The following is a 17503-nucleotide window of genomic DNA, read 5'->3' as shown; positions in this document are numbered from 1 at the left end:
GTTTGTTCCCTTCTGTCCATACGCTTTTTTCACATGAGCAAACACACCCATTCTTTCCAGGCCGAGGTCGCGCAGCTGCTGCACCTGGTCACCCACTCGCTGTACTCCAACAAGGAAATCTTCCTGCGCGAGCTGATCTCCAACGCCTCCGACGCCTGCGACAAGCTGCGCTTCGAGGCCCTGCACAACGCCGCGCTGTACGAGGACGCACCCAAGCTGGAGGTGCGCCTGTCCTTCGACAAGGACGCCAGGACGCTGACCATCAGCGACAACGGCATAGGCATGAGCGAGCAGGAGGCGATAGACCACCTGGGCACCATCGCCAAGAGTGGCACCAAGGAGTTCATGGGCAAGCTCTCGGGAGACCAGAAGGCGGACGCCCAGCTGATCGGCCAGTTCGGCGTGGGCTTCTACTCGGGCTTCATCGTGGCCGACAGGATCACCGTCGAGTCGCGCCGCGCCGGCCTCTCGGCCGAAGCCGGCGTGCGCTGGGTCAGCGGCGGCACGGGCGACTTCGAGGTCGAGTCCATACTGCGCGAGCAGCGCGGCACCAGCGTCGTCCTGCACCTGCGCGAGGACGCGCTGGAGTATGCCAACGGCTGGAAGCTCAAGGAGATCGTCGGCAAGTACTCCGACCACATCAGCCTGCCCATACTGATGGAGAAGGAGGAGTGGAAGGAGGGCGAGAACGAGCAGCCCGGCCAGATGATCAAGACCGGCGAGTGGGAGACCATCAACCAGGCCACGGCGCTGTGGACGCGCGCCAAGAAGGACATCACGGCCGAGCAGTACCAGGCCTTCTACCAGGCCATCAGCCACGACTTCGAGGCACCGCTGAGCTGGTCGCACAACCGCGTCGAGGGCGGCACCGAGTACACCCAGCTGCTCTACCTGCCGGCCCATGCGCCGCACGACCTCTGGAACCGCGAGCGCAAGGGCGGGCTCAAGCTCTACGTCAAGCGCGTCTTCATCATGGACGAGGCCGAGGCCCTGCTGCCCGGCTACCTGCGCTTCGTCAAGGGCGTGGTCGACTCGGCCGACCTGCCGCTCAACGTGAGCCGCGAGCTGCTGCAGGAAAGCCGCGACGTCAAGGCCATCCGCGAGGGCAACACGCGCCGCGTGCTCGCCATGCTGGAGGACCTGGCCCGGCGCGAGGTCCCGGCCGCCGATGCGAGCGAGGAAGACAAGGCCGACGCCGGCAAGTTCGGCAAGTTCTACGCGGAGTTCGGCGCCATGCTCAAGGAGGGCCTGGGCGAGGACTTCGGCAACCGCGAGCGCATCGCCAAGCTGCTGCGCTTCGCCTCCACCGCCTCGGACCAGGCCAGCGTGTCCTTCGCCGACTACAAGGCGCGCATGAAGGAGGGCCAGGAGGCCATCTACTACATCACGGCCGACACCCTGGCCGCGGCCAGGAACAGCCCGCAGCTCGAGGTGTTCAAGAAGAAGGGCATCGAGGTGTTGCTGATGAGCGACCGCGTCGACGAGTGGGCGCTGAACTTCCTTCATGACTTCGACGGCACGCCGCTGCAGTCGGTGGCCAAGGGCGCGGTGGACCTGGGCAAGCTGCAGGACGAGGCCGAGAAGAAGGCCGCCGAAGAAGCCGCCGAGGCTTTCAAGCCGCTGCTGGCCAAGCTCAAGGAGGCGCTCAAGGACCGGGTCGAGGACGTGCGCGTGACCACGCGCCTGGTCGACAGCCCGGCCTGCCTGGTGGTGCAGGACGCTGGCATGAGCATGCAGCTGGCGCGCCTGCTCAAGCAGGCCGGCCAGCAGGCGCCCCAGGTCAAGCCCGTGCTCGAGGTCAATCCCGAGCACCCGCTGGTGAAAAAGCTCGATGGCTCGGTGCATTTCCATGACCTGGCCCATATCCTGTTCGACCAGGCCCTGCTGGCCGAGGGCGGCCTGCCCGAGGACCCCGCGGCCTACGTCAAGCGCGTCAACGCCCTGCTGGCCTGAGCTCCGTCATACACCTTGTGACGACGTGGAAGCGCTTTGTGGCTAGGATGAGGCCATGACAAGCGCCCTGTTGCCTTTGCTCGTCGCCGTGCTGCTGGCCGGCTGCGGCAGCCTGGGCGCCGGGGTTGGCGTCGGCGTGCCGATCGCGCCCGGCGTCTCCATCGGCGTGAGCGTGGGCACGGGCGGGGTGAACGCCGGCGTCTCGGCCGGCTCCGGCCCGGTCGGCGTGGGCGTCGGCGTCAACCAGCGCGGCCAGGTCACGGGCGGCGTAGGCGTGGGCGCCGGCACCGATGTGGGTGGCGCGCGCGTGGGGGTGGGCGTGGGCACCGGCACGGTGCTCTACGACCCGAACGATCCGGCGCAGCGCAAGCCGGGCAGCGACGCGAAATAAACGGCCAGCCGGTCCCCTCAACCGCCTGTCAAACCCCGCCCGCGGTGCCGCGGACGGGGTTTTTTCATGGCTACACTCAGCGCCTCTCTCCCCCGTTCCATTCTCCAAACATGCTTACCGGCGACCTGAAAAGCAAAATCGACCAGATCTGGAACGCCTTCTGGTCCGGCGGCATCGCCAATCCCATCGAGGTCATCGAGCAGATCACCTACCTGCTGTTCCTGCGCCGCCTGGACGACCTGCACACGCTGGAAGAAAACAAGGCCGTCCGGCTCGGCACGCCGCTGCAGCGCCGCATCTTCCCCGAGGGCCTGGACCCGCGTGGCCGCCCCTACGAAGCCTTGCGCTGGAGCCGCTTCAAGAACCAGGCCCCGGCCGACATGTTCACCGTGGTCGGCGAACACGTGTTTCCGTTCCTGCGCACACTGGGCGCGAGTGGTGCCAGCGAAGGCTCCACCTACGCCCACCACATGAAGGACGCGCGTTTCACCATCCCCACGCCGGCGCTGCTGGCCAAGGTGGTCGATCTGCTGGACGCCGTGCCCCTGGAAGACCGCGACACCAAGGGTGAGGGCTCGCCCGAACTCACCCGCTCCCGCACCGCCCAGAGCTTCTGCGTGCCCAAGGCCGACATTGCCGCCAACGGCTACGACCTGAGCCTGAACCGCTACAAGGAAGTGGTGCACGAGCCCGTGCAGCACCGCGCACCCGCCGAGATACTGGCCGAACTGGTGCGGCTGGAGGACGAGATTGCGCGGGGGATGAGGGCGCTGGAGGGGTTGTTGAAGTGAGCGCTCCGGTTCGAGCGCGTGTCGGCGATCTTGCGGAGCAGGTCCGCGGCGTTTCGTATGGAAAGGAAGACGCATCGCGCATTCCGAAAGAAGGCTACCTTCCAGTTCTGAGAGCCGGGAACATCACTGACGAAGGACTCGTATTCGACGATCTGGTCTATGTCCCGAGTGCTCGAATCTCACAAAAGCAGCTGGTGCAAAAAGGCGATGTTGTCATAACGGCATCCAGCGGAAGCCTGGATGTGGTCGGCAAGGCGGCTCCTGCGCCAAGCTCATTCAACGGCGGGTTTGGTGCGTTTTGCAAAGTGCTTCGCCCAAACGCCAAAGTCGATGCCTCGTTCTTTGCGCACTTCTTCAAGACTGGCGACTACCGGCGAAAAATCTCCAGCTTGGCAGCAGGCGCGAACATCAACAACCTCAAGAACGAGCACCTCGACGATCTTGAGATTGCACTCCCACCCCTCCCCGAACAACGCCGCATCGCCGCCATCCTGGATCAGGCCGAAACCCTGCGCACCCAGCGCCGCGCCGCCCTGGCCCAACTCGACGGCCTCGCCCAGTCCATCTTCCTCGACATGTTCGGCGACCCGGTGACGAATCCGAAGGGCTGGTCGATCATTCGCTTGGATCAGTTGGTGCGACCAGATGACACGATCAACTACGGCGTTGTTCAGCCGGGCGACGCGCTCGATGTGGGTATTCCCTTGGTCCGGGTGGGTGACGTCGTTGACGGCAACTTCGACCCGAAAGCACTAAAGCGGATTGATCCAGCTATTGAGGCTGCGTACAAGCGCTCACGGTTGAAAGGCGATGAAGTATTGGTCACCTGCGTGGGTTCCATCGGCGTAGTTGCGCTGGTCGATCCCGCCATGAAAGGATTCAACATTGCGCGTGCCGTGGCGCGAGTTCCGTTGTCGGAGAAGGTGAACCGTACTTTTGTAGCCAGCTACTTGCGAACGGACTTTGTGCAGCGGTACTTCACCGCCGAGCTGCGAACGGTCAGCCAGCCCACGCTAAACATCAAGCAGATTTGTGAAACGCAGGTTATCCAGCCCCCGCTCCCCCTCCAACAAACCTTCGCCACCCGCATCCAGGCCATAGCAGCCCTCAAAGCCAGTCACCGCGCGGCCTTGGCCGGGCTGGACGCGCTGTTCGCCTCGCTGCAGCAGCGGGCGTTTGCAGGTTTGCTGTGAAGTAAATTCACGCTATTCGTCTAAGGAAGCCCGCCATGCTCAAGTATCTGCACCTCACCAACGTGGGCCTTTCGCCCGATGTTCGGGTTGATTGGGCTCCGCGCTTGAACCTGATTGCTGGTGACAACGGGCTGGGCAAGAGCTTCCTGCTCGACCTGGCATGGTGGGCGCTCACGCGCACCTGGGCGGGCGCTGTGGCGCTGCCCATGACCTCCAAGAAGGCATCCATTGAGTTTGCGATTAAGGGCAAGACAGCGGCCCCCAAGGTGATTGCCTCGACCTACTCCAAATCGGATGGGAGCTGGCCTTTGCCCGCCGCACGACCAGTAATGCCAGGCATCGTGGTATACATCCGCATTGATGGCGGCTTCTCTGTCTGGGACCCCGCTCGCAACTACTGGCGAACCGACCCCTCCCGCCCGTCGGCCTACCACTTCAAGGCCGACGAAGTGTGGAACGGGCTGGAGGTGAATGGTCAGCGTGTCTGCGAGGGACTGGAGCGCGACTGGGTGAACTGGCAGGAAGGGCGCAAGCCCCAGTTTCGGGCGCTGGAAAAGGTGCTGGAAGTCATGTCGCCCCCCTCAGAGCCCTTGCGGGCTGGGCAACCTCAGCGGGTGTTCATTGGCGAAGGGCGTGATCGACCGACCTTGCTGGTGGGTCATCGGACCGTGCCGGTGGCGCTGGCCTCTGCAGGGGTTCGTCGTGTGCTGGCCCTGGTTTACTTTCTGGTCTGGGCGTGGCACGAACACAACGTGGCGGCCAAGTTGCTGGGCAAGAAACCCGAGGACCGTTTTGTCATCTTGTTTGACGAACCAGAGACTCACCTGCACCCGCGCTGGCAGCGGACGGTCCTGCCAAGCATGTTGAAGGCCATTGACGAATTGCGGGGCGCGCCCGGCACACCACCGCAGGTCTTGGTGGCCACCCATGCGCCGCTGGTGGCTGCCTCCCTGGAGCCGTTCTTTGACGAAGCCCTGGATGACCTGATTCACCTGTCTTTGCGCAACGGTCAAGTTAACTTGGAGCAAGGGGGCTGGGCCACGCAGGGCGACGTGACGAACTGGCTGGTGTCGGAAACATTTGGTCTGGAACAAGCACGCTCGATGGAAGCCGAAAAGGCCATCGAAGCGGCAGAAGCTTTCATGCGTGAGGAAAGGCCGTTGCCAGCCGGCTTCGAGTCGAAGAAGGCCATCCACGCGCAGCTGCAAAAGCTGCTGCCAGCAGGAGATGAGTTCTGGCCTCGATGGTTGGTTCACACCAACGCCATCAAGGGTGCCACGGGAGCGCGCTCGTGATTCCCGTTGCCAAGGTAAAGAAACCCGCCAAGTTTGACGCCGAGGTCAAGACACCCGGGAACCAGTGGCTCAAGGCCAACCCGAACGCCAAACGCCCCAAAACACTTTGGGTGCCGTTCACGTCCGCGCTCGCAGATGGGTTTGCCAACCGGTGTGGCTACGCCGCGATGCTGGACCCGACAGGCGGCTCTGTGGACCACTATTTGAGTTTCAAAAATCACCGGACCCTCGCTTACGAATGGAGCAATTACCGGTTCGCTTCGAACACCCTGAATTCGTCCAAGCGGAACAAGGATGACACGGTTCTGGACCCTTTCGAGGTGAAAGCGGGTTGGTTCAAGATACTGCTGCCCTCTCTGCAAATGGTGCTGACGGAGGCCGTGCCGAAGAGCTGCCGGGCGAAGGCGGAGCTCACCCTCAAAGAGCTCAAGCTGCGCGACGGTGAGCGGATCATTAAGTGGCGCCGGTCTTGGTACAAGTTGTACTTGGCAGGACAACTGACCCTGGACGGATTGCAAGAAGTGGCTCCGCTGATTGCCGACGCGGTTGTCGCGGGCGGGCAGGTCGCCAAATAACGCTGACGGCAAGCCAAGGAGAGAAAAGAACGCATGACACCATCGAACTTTTCCTTCCTGCACGCCGAGTGGCCCGCCCTGCATGTCGAGGTCCTGAAAGCCGAGCAAGCCGCCCTTGCCGATCCGCGCACGGCCTGCTTCTACGCGCGCCGCGCGCTGGAGCTGGCGGTGGCCTGGCTGTACCAGGCCGAGGGCGGGCGCGGTGGCAGCCTGCGCATGCCCTACAAGCCGGACCTATCAGCCTTCCTGTTCGAGCCGAGTTTCAAGGCGCTGGTGGGGCCGGGCCTGCACGCCAAGATGGACGTGATTCGCAAACAGGGCAACAGCGCCGTGCACAGCGCCCGCGCGATGGCCGCGCCCGATGCCGTGGCCGTGCTGCGTGAGCTGTTCCAGGTGGCGTTCTGGCTGGCGCGCCACTATGGGCGCAACGTGGCCGCGCGGCCCGATGCGGCGCAGCAGTTCCACCCCGAGTGGCTGCCCCGGCCCGAGGCAGCCGGCGCGGCGGCACAGTCCCAGGCCGCGCTGCAGAAACTGGCCGACGACCTGGCCGCGCGCGACGCCGCGCTGGCCGCGGTACAGCTGAAGTCCGCCGCGCTGGACGAAGAGCTTGCCCGCCTGCGCGCCGAGGTGGCCGCCGCCAAGGCCGCCAACGCGGCCACGCCCGACGCCCACGACTACAACGAGGCGCAGACGCGCGACCTCTACATCGACCTGCTGCTGAAAGAAGCGGGCTGGGGGCTGGACCAGCCCCGCGACCGCGAATTCGAAGTCGCCGGCATGCCCAATGCCGGGGGCAAGGGATTTGTGGACTACGTGCTCTGGGGCGACGACGGCAAGCCGTTGGCGATGGTGGAAGCCAAGCGCACGCGGCGCGACGCCCGCGTGGGCCAGCAGCAGGCGAAGCTGTACGCCGATTGTCTTGAACGCCAGTTCGGCCAGCGCCCGCTGATCTACACCACGAACGGCTACGAACACTGGCTGTGGGACGACACGCGCTATCCGCCGCGCCCGGTGCAGGGCTTCCACAAGAAGGACGAGCTGCAACTGCAGGTGCAGCGGCGCGGCACGGCGCGGCCCCTGGCCGTCATGCCGATCGACGCGGCGATCGTGGAGCGCCATTACCAGCAACGGGCCATCCGCCGCATCGGCGAGACCTTTGAAGCGGACCGGCAGCGCAAGGCCCTGGTGGTGATGGCCACCGGCGCGGGCAAGACGCGCACCGTGATCGCGCTGGTGGACTTGCTGATGCGCGCCAACTGGGCCAAGCGCGTGCTGTTCCTGGCCGACCGGGTGGCGCTGGTGCGGCAGGCGGCCAATGCCTTCAAGGCGCACCTGCCCGACGCGGCGGCGGTGAACCTGGTGACGGACAAGGCAACCGACGGTCGCGTCTACGTCAGCACCTACCCGACGATGATGGGGCTGATCAATGAATCCCAGGACGGGCAGCGCCGCTTCGGCGTGGGCCACTTCGACCTGATCATCGTGGACGAGGCGCACCGCTCCATCTACCAGAAGTACCGCGCCATCTTCGGCTATTTCGACGCGTTGCTGGTGGGCCTGACGGCCACGCCCAAGGACGAGATCGACCGCAACACCTACAGCCTGTTCGGCCTGGAAGACGGCGTGCCGACCGACGCCTACGGTTTGGACGATGCCATTGCGGAGGGCTACCTGGTGCCGCCGCGCGCGGTGTCGGTGCCGTTGAAATTCCAGCGCGAGGGCATCCGCTATGTCGACCTGAGCGAGGAGGAGCAGGCGCAGTGGGACGAACTGGAGTGGGACGAGGACGGCAACACCCCGGACGAGGTGGGGGCCGAGGCCGTCAACAAGTGGCTGTTCAACACCGACACCGTGGACAAGGTGCTGGAGCTGTTGATGACGCGCGGCCAGAGCGTGGCGGGCGGCGACCGGCTGGGCAAGACCATCGTCTTCGCCAAGAACAGCGACCACGCCGAGTTCATCGCCCGGCGCTTCAATGCCAACTACCCGCACTACGCAGGCCAGTTCGCGCGGGTCATCACCTACCAGACCGAGTACGCCCAGAGCCTGATCGACGATTTTTCCCAAAAGGACAAGGCGCCGCACATCGCGATTTCGGTGGACATGCTCGACACCGGCATCGACGTGCCCGAGGTGGTGAACCTGGTGTTCTTCAAGATCGTGCGTTCCAAGGCCAAGTTCTGGCAGATGCTGGGGCGCGGCACGCGGCTGTGCCCGAACCTGTTCGGTCCGGGCGATGGGCCGGAAAACCACAAGCGCGAGTTCATGGTTTTTGATTTCTGCCAGAACCTTGAATACTTCAGCCAGAACCTCGAAGGCAGCGACGGCGCGCTGGGTGAGCCGCTGGGCCAGCGCCTGTTCAAGGCGCGACTCGCGCTGCTGGGGGAGCTGGATGCGCGGTTGGCGGCGGGCGGGCGCATGGCCGCGGACAGGTCGCCGCCGGGGCTGGCGCTGACGGAGGAAGGCATCCGCCGTGACACGGCGGCCCTACTGCATGCGGCCGTGGCGGGCATGAGCCTGGACAACTTCGTGGTGCGTCCGCAGCGCCGCTGGGTGGAGGCCTGGAGCCAGACCGACGCGTGGCAACGCGTCTCGCCCGAGCAGCTTGAGGACATCGCCGCCCATGTGTCGGGCCTGCCCACGGCCGTGCGCGACGATGACGAGGACGCCAAGCGTTTCGACCTGCTGATGCTGCGCCTGCAACTCGCCAGCCTGCGCGCCGAGCCGGGCTTCGAGCGCCTGCGCGACCAGGTCCGCGCGCTGGCCGAAGGCCTTCTGGAACTGGCCAGCATTCCAGCCGTGCGTGAGCAGATGCTGCTGATCGAGGCGGTGGCTGGCGATGACTGGTGGCAGGACGTGACCCTGCCCATGCTGGAGCAGGCACGCCGCAAGCTGCGCGCCCTGATCAAGCTGCTGGAAAAAGCCCGGCGCAAGGTCGTCTACACCGACTTCGCCGATGAGTTGGGCGAGGTGTCCGAGGTGAGCCTTCCGCTGAGCGGCAGCGCCGGCGACTTCGAGCGCTTTCGTCTCAAGGCGCGTGCCTTCCTGCGCGCCCATGAGAACCACCTCGCGCTGCACAAGCTGCGCCGCAACCAGCCGTTGACGGCGGCGGACCTGGCCGAACTGGAGCGCATGTTGGTGGACAGCGGCGCGGGCAGCGCGGACGATGTGCACCGGGCCAGCGAACAGGCGCACGGGCTGGGCCTGTTCGTGCGTTCCCTGGTGGGGCTGGATCGCGAGGCCGCCACGCAGGCCCTGGGTGCCTTCGTGGCCGGCAAGACCTTGAGCGCGAACCAGCTGGAATTCATCAGCCTGATCGTCACGCACCTCACCGAGCAGGGCGTGATGGCGACGGCATTGCTGTACGAGCCGCCTTTCACCGATGTGGCGCCGCGCGGGCCAGACGGCCTGTTCACGCCCGCCCAGGTGACCGAACTGCTGCGCGTGCTGGACCAGATCGAGTCGATGGCTCGGGCGGCGTGAGGCGTTGATGGACATCACCACCCACCTCGGTGATGGCGTCCTTGAGCTGCGCCTGAACCGCCCCCAGCGCCTGAACGCGCTCACGCTGAGCCTGGCGCAGGAACTGTTCGCGGCCGTGCATGGACGGCTCGGCGACCCCTATATCTGCACCCGCGTCCCGAGCTCGATCACGCTGTTGTGCGGCAAGCTGAAGAACTCCACGGCACGCCCGGCGTTGCGTGACATGGTTTCGAACAGGCGCTCGCGCCACAGGGCCATCTTCGGGCCGGACGAGGGCACCACGGTTTCGCGGCTGAGGAAGAACGAGGTCGCGAAGGGGTCTATCGCCAGGCCCTGCGCCGCGCACAGTTCCAGCGCCTTCGGGATGTCGGGCTGGTTCATGAAGCCGAAATGCAAGCTGACCTGCCAGAAGCCGTGGCCTACCTGCGCGACCTCCGCGCGCTCATCGAAGCCTATCCAGGGCCGCTCGTGGAACTGCACCGTCAACACGATGTTGCGCTCGTGCAGCACCAGGTTGTGCTTGATGTTGTGCAGCAGCGCCTGGGGCACGACGCCGCGCTCGGCCGAGAGGAAGACCGCGGTGCGCGGCACGCGGCGCGGTTGCGGCTCATGCGCCAGGCTGGCGGCGAACTCGTCCAGCCGCGGCTGGTGGGCATGCAGCTCGGCCATCAGCAGCTCTCGCCCGCGCTCCCATGTCGTCATCACGAGCAGCAGGCCGGCCGCCAGCGCCAGCGGGAACCAACCGCCCTCGACAATCTTGACCGAGCACGAGGCCAGCAGCAGCGCGTCCAGCGCGACGAAGAAGGCCGTGGCCCCGACCGAGACCCAGGCCGGATAGCCCCAGGCGCGGCGCACCACGTAGTAGGTCAGCACGGTGGTGATCAGCATGGTGCCGGTGACGGCGATGCCGTAGGCCGAGGCCATGGCCGACGAGCTGCCGAAACCCAGGCAGGCCAGCGCCACGGCCGCCAGCAGCAGCCAGTTGACGGCCGGCACGTAGATCTGGCCCTTCTCGTGCGCCGAGGTGTGGACGATGCGCATGCGCGGCAGGAAGCCCAGCTGTATCGCCTGCTGGGTCAGCGAATAGGCGCCCGAGATCACGGCCTGCGAGGCGATGATGGTGGCGGCCGTGGCGATGACGACCGCAGGCCACAGCAGGGCCGGCGGGAACATCAGGTAGAAGGGGTTGCTCACCGCCTGCGGGCTGTGCAGCAGCAGCGCGCCCTGGCCGGCGTAATTGAGCGCCAGTGCCGGCAGCACGAAGCCGCTCCAGGCCAGGCGGATCGGCCGCTTGCCGAAATGCCCCATGTCGGCGTAGAGCGCCTCGGTGCCGGTCACGGCCAGCACCACGGCGCCCACGGCCAGGAACAGGCCCCAGCCGCGCTGCGACAGGAACAACCATGCGTGGCGCGGGTCGATGGCCTGCAGGATCTGCGGCGCCTGCGCGATCTGCGACAAGCCCACGGCCCCCAGCACCAGGAACCAGAGCACGATGATGGGCCCGAACCAGCGGCCCACCACGGCCGTGCCATGGCGCTGCACCGCGAACAGGCCGGCCAGGATGCCGATGGAGATCGGCAGCACCCAGGGCTTGAGCGCCGGCGTGGCGATCTCCAGCCCCTCGACCGCGCTGAGCACCGAGATCGCCGGGGTCAGCACGCTGTCGCCGTAGAACAGGCAGGCGCCGAAGGTGCCGAGCAGCAGCAGGCGGCGCCGCAACACGGGCTGGCCGGCGGCGGTCTCGGAGGCCAGGGCCAGCAGGGCCATGATGCCGCCCTCGCCGCGGTTGTCGGCGCGCAGCACCAGCACCACGTACTTGAGCGTGACCACCAGCATCAGCGCCCACAGCACCACCGAAACCGCGCCCACGACGGTCTCGGGGTTCAGCGGCACGCCGGTGACATGGCCGAAGATCTCCTTCACCGTGTACAGCGGGCTGGTGCCTATGTCGCCGTAGACCACGCCGAGCGCGGCCAGGGCCAGGGCGGCCGTGCCCTGGCGGTGCTCCGGCGCCTCCTGCGTGTCGGCCTTGGCCGCAACGGCCAGTGGGGTGTCCATGCCAAACCTCTTTTGGAACAACGAGGTCTGCTTTGTCGCGCGGCCCGCGTAAAAAACGCATAAATGCCCGGCCACGCCGGGCGCCGCTCATTCGCTGGCCAGCCGGTAGCCCACGCCGAGCTCGGTCAGCAGGTAGCGCGGCGCGGCCGGGTCGGCCTCGATCTTGGCCCGCAGGTGGCCCATGTAGATGCGCAGGTAGTGCAGCTGGTCGACTTGCTGAGCGCCCCAGACGTCGGCCAGCAATTGCCGGTGCGTGAGCACCTGGCCCGGCTGGCGCGCCAGCCGCTCGAGCAGCCGGTACTCGATCGGGCTCAGGTGCAGCGGCTCGCCGCGCAGCGTGACCTGGCGCGTGTCGCGCCGCAGCGCGAGCTCGCCCACACGCAGCACCGCCGCGCTGGCCTGCGGCGTGGCGGCGCGGCGCAGCATGGCGCGCACGCGGGCCAGCAGCTCGCCCACGCCGAAGGGCTTGGTCAGGTAGTCGTCGGCCCCGGCGTCCAGCGCCGCGATCTTCTGCGCCTCCTGCAGGCGCGCCGAGAGCACCAGGATGGGCGTGGCCTGGGTGGCCGGCCTGGCGCGCAGCCGCGCGATGAGCTGAACGCCGTCCAGGTCGGGCAGGCCCAGGTCCAGGATCAGCAGGCGCGGCGGGTCCAGACCCTCCAGCCGTTCCAGTTCGGCCAGGGCCTGGGCCGCGCTGCCGGCGCCGACCGGACGCAGGCCGCCGGCGCTCAGGCTGGCGGCGAGGAATTGCGCGATCGAGCGCTCGTCCTCGACCACCAGCACGCAGGGCATGCGGGACGGCTCAGGCATGGCCGGTTTCCTTCACCGCTGCGGCGGCCGGCAGCTCGATACGGAACTCGGCGCCCGGCGCGCAGCGCAGCGCCGCGATCTGCCCGCCATGCGCCTGCACGATGGTCTGGCACAGGGACAGGCCGAGCCCGGCCGCCCCCGCGTCGCCGTGGGCCGACATGGCGCCCTGGTGAAAGCGCTCGAACAGGGTCTGCGGATCGCCCTCGGGCAGGCCCGGGCCATGGTCGCGCACCGCGAGGAACAGGCCGCTGCGCGTGCGGCCGGCGCGGATCAGGACCTCGGCCTGCCCGCCGCTGTGGCGCACCGCGTTGTCCACCAGGTTCGCCAGCACCTGGGCCAGCAGGCCGGCCTCGGCCAAGATGGGGGGCAGCCGCCTGCCGACGCGCCAATGGATGCGCGCGGCCGGCCAGCGCCGGCGCAGGCGCTGCACCGCCACGCCGACGATTTCCTCCAGCGACTCCCATTGCAGCCGGATGCGGCACTGCGCCTGCGACAGGCGGGCCATCTGCAGGATGTTGTCCACCATCAGCGTCATGTCCTGGGCCTCGTCCTCGAGGTTGGCCAGCAGGCGTTCGCGCTGCACCGCGGGCATGGCGCCGCCCTGCTCGCGCAGCGCGCTGGCGCTGCCCAGGATGCCGGCCAGCGGCGTGCGCAGGTCGTGCGAGAGCGAGGCCAGCAGCGCGTTGCGCGTGGCCTCCGATTGCGCGCTGTCCTGCGCCGTGCGTGCCGCGGCGGCGGCGCGCTCGCGCTCCACCGAGAGGCCGACCTGGCGCGCCAGCGCCAGCCAGTGCGCCAGGGTCTCCGCGTCTGGCCGCGCCGCGTCCGCCAGCAGGACCTGCACCGCGCCGCCGGGCTGGGTGCCGGCGAATGGCGCGCACCACAGGGCCAGCTGCGGCCAGTCCGGGCAGCCGCGGCCGACCGGGCGCCTCTGCTCCATGGCCCAGGCCGCTGCGGCGGCGTGAAATGCCGGCCCGGCCTCGGCGCCGCCGGCCGCCTGCGGTGCAGCCAGGCACAGCAGTCCGCGGGCCTGGGCGCCCGTGCCGCGGGGCAGGGCGGGAGGTCCGCCCGGCGGGTCGTCGGCTTGCAGGAACACGGCGCAGGGCCGGCCGAGCCGGGTTGCCAGCCAGTGCGCGGCCGCCTGCGCCACGGCCCGCGGCCCCTGGCCCTCGGCCAGCTGCTCGCTGAGCTCGTGCAGCTCGCCGGCCTGGCGCGCACGGCGCTCGGCCTGTGCGCGGCGTGCGCGCAGGCTGGCGACCAGGCTGTTGATGCTGAGCGACACGGCCAGCAGGATGGCCAGCGTCAGCAGGTATTCCGGTCCGTCGACCTGGAAGCTGTGACGCGGCGGCACGAAGAAGTAATTCAGCGCCGAGACGCTGGCCACCGAGGTCAGCACCGCGGCCCAGCGCTCGAGCAGGGCGGCCGTGACCAGCACCGCGACCAGGTAGACCAGGGCCAGCGCCGCCACCGACATGTGCGCGTCCAGCCCCATGCAGACCAGCGTCGCCAGGCCCGTGGCGAGGCCGGCCAGAGCGGCCTGTGCGGCGGGCCGGCGCAGGTGGCGGGCGGCAGGGGGCGAGTCTGCGGGCTTCACGGCAGCGTCAGGGTCCAGGTCGCGCGCTCAGGCCACCAGCGGCGCCTCCTGCATGGCCTCGATCTGCTCGTGCAGCATGTCGACCTGGCCGCGCCAGTAGTCGGGGCTGCCGAACCAGGGGAAGTTGATCGGGAAGATGGGGTCGTCCCAGCGCCGCGCCAGCCAGGCGCTGTAGTGGATCAGGCGCAGGGTGCGCAGCGGCTCGATCAGCGCCAGCTCGCGCCGGTCGAATTCGCGGAACTGCTCGTAGCCGTCGAGCAGGGCGCCGAGCTGGGCCTGGCGCTGGCGGCGCTCGCCCGACAGCAGCATCCACAGGTCCTGCACCGCCGGGCCCATGCGCGCGTCGTCCAGGTCCACGAAATGCGGGCCGCCGCCGGGCAGCTCGACCGGGGTCCAGAGGATGTTGCCGGGGTGGCAGTCGCCGTGCAGGCGGATCAGGCCCTCGCCCTGGCCCGTCAGCGGCGCATGCGCGGCGATCAGGTCGATCGCGGTCTGACAGGCCTTTTCCCAGGCGCCCTGCACTTCGAACGGGATCATCTGGTGCGCGAGCAGCCATTCGCGCGGCTCGATGGCGAAACTGGCCAGGTCCAGCGCCGGCCGGGCCGCGAACGGCCGGGCAGCGCCCACGCTGTGGATGCGCGCCAGAAAGCGCCCTATCCACTCCAGCACCTCGTGGTCCTCGAGCTCGGGCGCGCGACCGCCGCGCCGCGGGCTGACGCTGAAGGCAAAGCCGCCGAACTGGTGCAGGGTACGGCCTTGCAGCACCAGCGGGCCGACCACCGGCACCTCGGCAGTCATCAGCTCGGCGGCGAAGCCGTGCTCCTCGAGGATCTGGGCCTCGCTCCAGCGGCCCGGGCGGTAGAACTTGGCCACCACGCTCTCATGGCCGGCCTGCGGCTGCTCGAGGTGGACCTGGTAGACGCGGTTTTCGTAGGAGCTCAGAGCGGTGAGCCGGCCGTCGCCGTACAGGCCCACGCCGGCCAGCGCGTCGAGCACCAGGTCGGGGGTCAGGGCGCTGTAGGGGTGGGTGGCGGACGGTGGCAGGTGGTCGGATGGCATGCCGGCATTGTCGCCGCCTCTTCCGCTTCTGCGCCGCTTCAGGCACCGTACTCTCCCAGGCGCTCGAACGGCAGCCCCTGCTTGACCAGCATCACCGTGCAGGGCGCCGCCATGGCCACGCGGATCGGCACCGTGGCCAGCAGGCGCTGCATCTGCAGCCCATGCGTGGCCGCGCCCAGGATCATCAGGCTGACCTGGTTGCCCTGGGCGTAGCGCAGCAGGGCCTGGGCCACGTCGCCGGCCTCCAGCACGTGGAAGGAGGCCTGGTGGCCGGCGAGGTCCAGCGGCTGGGCCCACTGGCGCAGCAGGGCCAGGTGCTGGCGGTGCAGGCTGGTCTCGCTGCGCGCGCTGTCGGTGGAGCTGCTGGCGCCGGGCGAGATCACCGTCACGCAGGCCAGGCGCGCGCCTGGGCGCAGGCCCAGCGAGCGCGCCACCGCCTGGCGCAGCGAGTAGAGGGTGGCGTCGCTCACGTCCTGGTGCGGCACGGCCACCATCACGATGGGCACCTCCTCGACCTGCTGCGCCGGCAGCGGGCTGGGCTGGTAATGCATGCCGGCGGCCCTGAGCCAGCGCTTGAAATGCGTGCGAAAGCCCGTGCCGCGCGTGCTGCGGCCGCGCTCGGTGACGGCCACCTGGTCCGGGTGTGTGAGGTCGAAGGCCAGCAGCGCGGCCGAGGCGTAGCGCTGCGCCGCCTCGGGCGCCAGGCAGCGCAGGATGACTTCCTGCAGCCATTCGGGCAGCTCGGGCCGGTGGCGGCGCGGCGGCGGCGGGTCCATCCACAGGCGCTGGCGCAGCCCGCCCCGGGTGGCCGGGGCGCCGAAGGGCAGCTCGCCCGTGGCCAGCTCGTACAGGATGACGCCGATCGCGAAGATGTCGCTGCGCGGGTCGCCGCGCACGCCCACCACCTGCTCGGGCGCGATCCAGGCCGGCGAGCCCACGGCCCGGCGCAGCTCCTCGGCCAGCAGGTCGGGGTAATGGGCATGGCAGGACAGACCGAAGTCCAGCAGCACGGCCTGCCCGTCGGGGCGCATCAGCACGTTGGCCGGCTTGAGGTCCAGGTGGCAGCAGTTCTGGCGGTGCAGGCTGTGCGCGGCGCGCGCCATGGCCGCGCCCAGCTGGGCCAGGGTCTGCGCATCTTCCCGCTGGCCGCGGTCCAGCCGCTGCTGCAGGGTCTCGCCCTCGAGGTACTCCATCACCAGGAAGGGCATGCGCATGAGGTCGCCGGCGGCCACGAAGCGCGGCACATGGGGGCCGCTCAGCGCCTGCAGGATCTGCAGCTCGACCTCGAAGCCCAGGATGTTCTCGGCACCGTCGCCGGCCGTCATGCGCGGGATCTTCATGGCCATCGGGAAAGGGGCGGGGCGCCCGTCCTCGAAGTCCACGTGGTAGATATGGGCCATGCCGCCCGCGTGCAGGCATTCGCCGATGACGAAGCCGTCCAGCCGCTCGCCGGGTTCGAGCAGCTTCAATGCCCCTCCCCGAGCCGTGCGGCGAAGAACTCGGGCAGGCCCGCACGGCGTATCGCCGCCGCCGCCGCCGGGTGGTCGTAGGGCACGCGGTGAAAGCTCAGCTGGGCCCGGGCCGTGTCGAAGATCGCGTACATGGCGCGCGGGTCGCCGTCGCGCGGCTGTCCTGCCGAGCCTATGGTGGCCAGCCACAGGCGGTGGCGCGGCAGCGACAAGGCCACGCCGGGCGTGGGCTCGAAGCGCATCAGCGCGCGGCCCGCGCCGCGGTAGTAGAGCGTCTGCTGGTGCACATGGCCGCCGAACACATGGCGCAGCCCGGGCCGGCCGGCCGTCGCGGCGTCCAGGCTGGCCGCGGCGCTGCGCTCGTCCTGCACGTAATGCCAGCGCGCGGGCGCGTCGGCGCTGGCATGCAGCAGCATCAGGCTGCCCTCCTCGTGCAGCAGGGGCAGGCCGGCCAGGAAGGCGCGCTGCGCCGGGCTGAGCTGGGCGTGGGTCCAGGCCGCGGTGCTGGCGCCGAGCGTGGGCCCGGCCTCATGCGGCGCCACCGCCATGGCGTCGTGGTTGCCCTGCACCACCACCGCGCCGGCCCCGGCCAGCTGCATGCACAGCTCGACCACGGCCACCGGGTCGGCGCCATAGCCCACCAGGTCGCCCAGCAGGGCGTAGCGCTGGGCGCCCTGGCCGCGCGCATGGGCCAGGCAGGCCTGGAAGGCCTGCAGGTTGGCGTGGATGTCGGACAGCAGTGCCAGCTTCATGGGGGGACTCTTGGCGCCATCCTAGCCCAGGGCGGCCTGGCTGCGCCGCTGGGTGAGGCGCCGGAATTGACCTGCGTCAATCACGG

13 protein-coding genes are annotated in these 17503 nt (G+C 68.6%); 7 read left to right on the top strand and 6 right to left on the bottom strand.

Annotated elements, in window-relative coordinates; genetic code table 11:
- The first annotated feature begins 33 nt into the window (after positions 1-33).
- The 7 genes from htpG (at position 34) to FFS10_RS01995 (ending at position 9681) form a co-directional block, all read left to right on the top strand.
- Positions 34-1953 carry a molecular chaperone HtpG gene (htpG, locus tag FFS10_RS02025; protein WP_137890943.1) on the top strand — a complete coding sequence of 640 codons (1920 nt, stop codon included), beginning with the start codon at positions 34-36 and terminating at the stop codon, positions 1951-1953.
- 55 nt (positions 1954-2008) lie between these two features.
- Entirely contained in the window at positions 2009-2344 is a 336-nt protein-coding gene (locus FFS10_RS02020) for a hypothetical protein (RefSeq protein WP_137890941.1), read from the top strand.
- A gap of 110 nt (positions 2345-2454) precedes the next feature.
- Positions 2455-3135, top strand: a complete 681-nt coding sequence (locus FFS10_RS02015; protein WP_137890939.1) for a type I restriction-modification system subunit M N-terminal domain-containing protein — start codon at positions 2455-2457, stop codon at positions 3133-3135.
- A complete protein-coding gene (locus FFS10_RS02010; RefSeq protein WP_137890937.1) occupies positions 3132-4328 on the top strand; it encodes a restriction endonuclease subunit S in 1197 nt (398 codons plus the stop codon). Before FFS10_RS02015 ends, FFS10_RS02010 begins: the two co-directional genes overlap by 4 nt.
- A 35-nt stretch (positions 4329-4363) precedes the next feature.
- Positions 4364-5623, top strand: a complete 1260-nt coding sequence (locus FFS10_RS02005; RefSeq protein ID WP_137890935.1) for an AAA family ATPase — start codon at positions 4364-4366, stop codon at positions 5621-5623.
- Positions 5620-6198: a hypothetical protein gene (locus FFS10_RS02000; protein ID WP_137890933.1), complete on the top strand. Its 579-nt coding sequence runs from the start codon at positions 5620-5622 to the stop codon at positions 6196-6198. Before FFS10_RS02005 ends, FFS10_RS02000 begins: the two co-directional genes overlap by 4 nt.
- 33 nt (positions 6199-6231) lie before the next feature.
- Positions 6232-9681: a DEAD/DEAH box helicase family protein gene (locus FFS10_RS01995; protein WP_137890932.1), complete on the top strand. Its 3450-nt coding sequence runs from the start codon at positions 6232-6234 to the stop codon at positions 9679-9681.
- 138 nt (positions 9682-9819) lie between these two features.
- Here the strand turns inward: FFS10_RS01995 and FFS10_RS01990 are convergent, their stop codons facing one another.
- The 6 genes from FFS10_RS01990 to FFS10_RS01965 all read right to left on the bottom strand — a co-directional run bounded on the left by FFS10_RS01990 (position 9820) and on the right by FFS10_RS01965 (position 17417).
- Positions 9820-11739 (bottom strand): potassium transporter Kup, encoded by a 1920-nt coding sequence (locus FFS10_RS01990; protein WP_137890930.1) that lies wholly within the window; start codon positions 11737-11739, stop codon positions 9820-9822.
- Between the two features lie 87 nt (positions 11740-11826).
- Positions 11827-12546, bottom strand: coding sequence for a response regulator (locus FFS10_RS01985; RefSeq protein WP_137890928.1), 720 nt, complete (start codon positions 12544-12546; stop codon positions 11827-11829).
- Positions 12539-14137 carry a DUF4118 domain-containing protein gene (locus tag FFS10_RS01980; protein WP_137890926.1) on the bottom strand — a complete coding sequence of 533 codons (1599 nt, stop codon included), beginning with the start codon at positions 14135-14137 and terminating at the stop codon, positions 12539-12541. Before FFS10_RS01980 ends, FFS10_RS01985 begins: the two co-directional genes overlap by 8 nt.
- Before the next feature lie 27 nt (positions 14138-14164).
- Positions 14165-15196: a serine/threonine protein kinase gene (locus FFS10_RS01975; RefSeq protein ID WP_137890924.1), complete on the bottom strand. Its 1032-nt coding sequence runs from the start codon at positions 15194-15196 to the stop codon at positions 14165-14167.
- A gap of 38 nt (positions 15197-15234) precedes the next feature.
- Positions 15235-16665: a serine/threonine protein kinase gene (locus FFS10_RS01970; protein ID WP_137890922.1), complete on the bottom strand. Its 1431-nt coding sequence runs from the start codon at positions 16663-16665 to the stop codon at positions 15235-15237.
- Entirely contained in the window at positions 16662-17417 is a 756-nt protein-coding gene (locus FFS10_RS01965; protein ID WP_137890920.1) for a metallophosphoesterase family protein, read from the bottom strand. The genes FFS10_RS01970 and FFS10_RS01965 overlap by 4 nt, the downstream gene beginning before the upstream one ends.
- Positions 17418-17503 lie beyond the last annotated feature (86 nt).

It is taken from the genome of Ramlibacter sp. 2FC (genome assembly GCF_005503345.1).
Taxonomy (GTDB): domain Bacteria; phylum Pseudomonadota; class Gammaproteobacteria; order Burkholderiales; family Burkholderiaceae_C; genus SCMQ01.
This window is presented reverse-complemented; position numbering and strand designations above follow the sequence as displayed.

Coding starts and splice junctions, on each gene's coding strand:
- htpG (WP_137890943.1), top strand. CDS start 34: ATGAGCAAACACACCCATTCTTTCCAGGCCGAGGTCGCGCAGCTGCTG.
- FFS10_RS02020 (WP_137890941.1), top strand. CDS start 2,009: ATGACAAGCGCCCTGTTGCCTTTGCTCGTCGCCGTGCTGCTGGCCGGC.
- FFS10_RS02015 (WP_137890939.1), top strand. CDS start 2,455: ATGCTTACCGGCGACCTGAAAAGCAAAATCGACCAGATCTGGAACGCC.
- FFS10_RS02005 (WP_137890935.1), top strand. CDS start 4,364: ATGCTCAAGTATCTGCACCTCACCAACGTGGGCCTTTCGCCCGATGTT.
- FFS10_RS01995 (WP_137890932.1), top strand. CDS start 6,232: ATGACACCATCGAACTTTTCCTTCCTGCACGCCGAGTGGCCCGCCCTG.
- FFS10_RS01990 (WP_137890930.1), bottom strand. CDS start 11,739: ATGGACACCCCACTGGCCGTTGCGGCCAAGGCCGACACGCAGGAGGCG.
- FFS10_RS01985 (WP_137890928.1), bottom strand. CDS start 12,546: ATGCCTGAGCCGTCCCGCATGCCCTGCGTGCTGGTGGTCGAGGACGAG.
- FFS10_RS01975 (WP_137890924.1), bottom strand. CDS start 15,196: ATGCCATCCGACCACCTGCCACCGTCCGCCACCCACCCCTACAGCGCC.
- FFS10_RS01965 (WP_137890920.1), bottom strand. CDS start 17,417: ATGAAGCTGGCACTGCTGTCCGACATCCACGCCAACCTGCAGGCCTTC.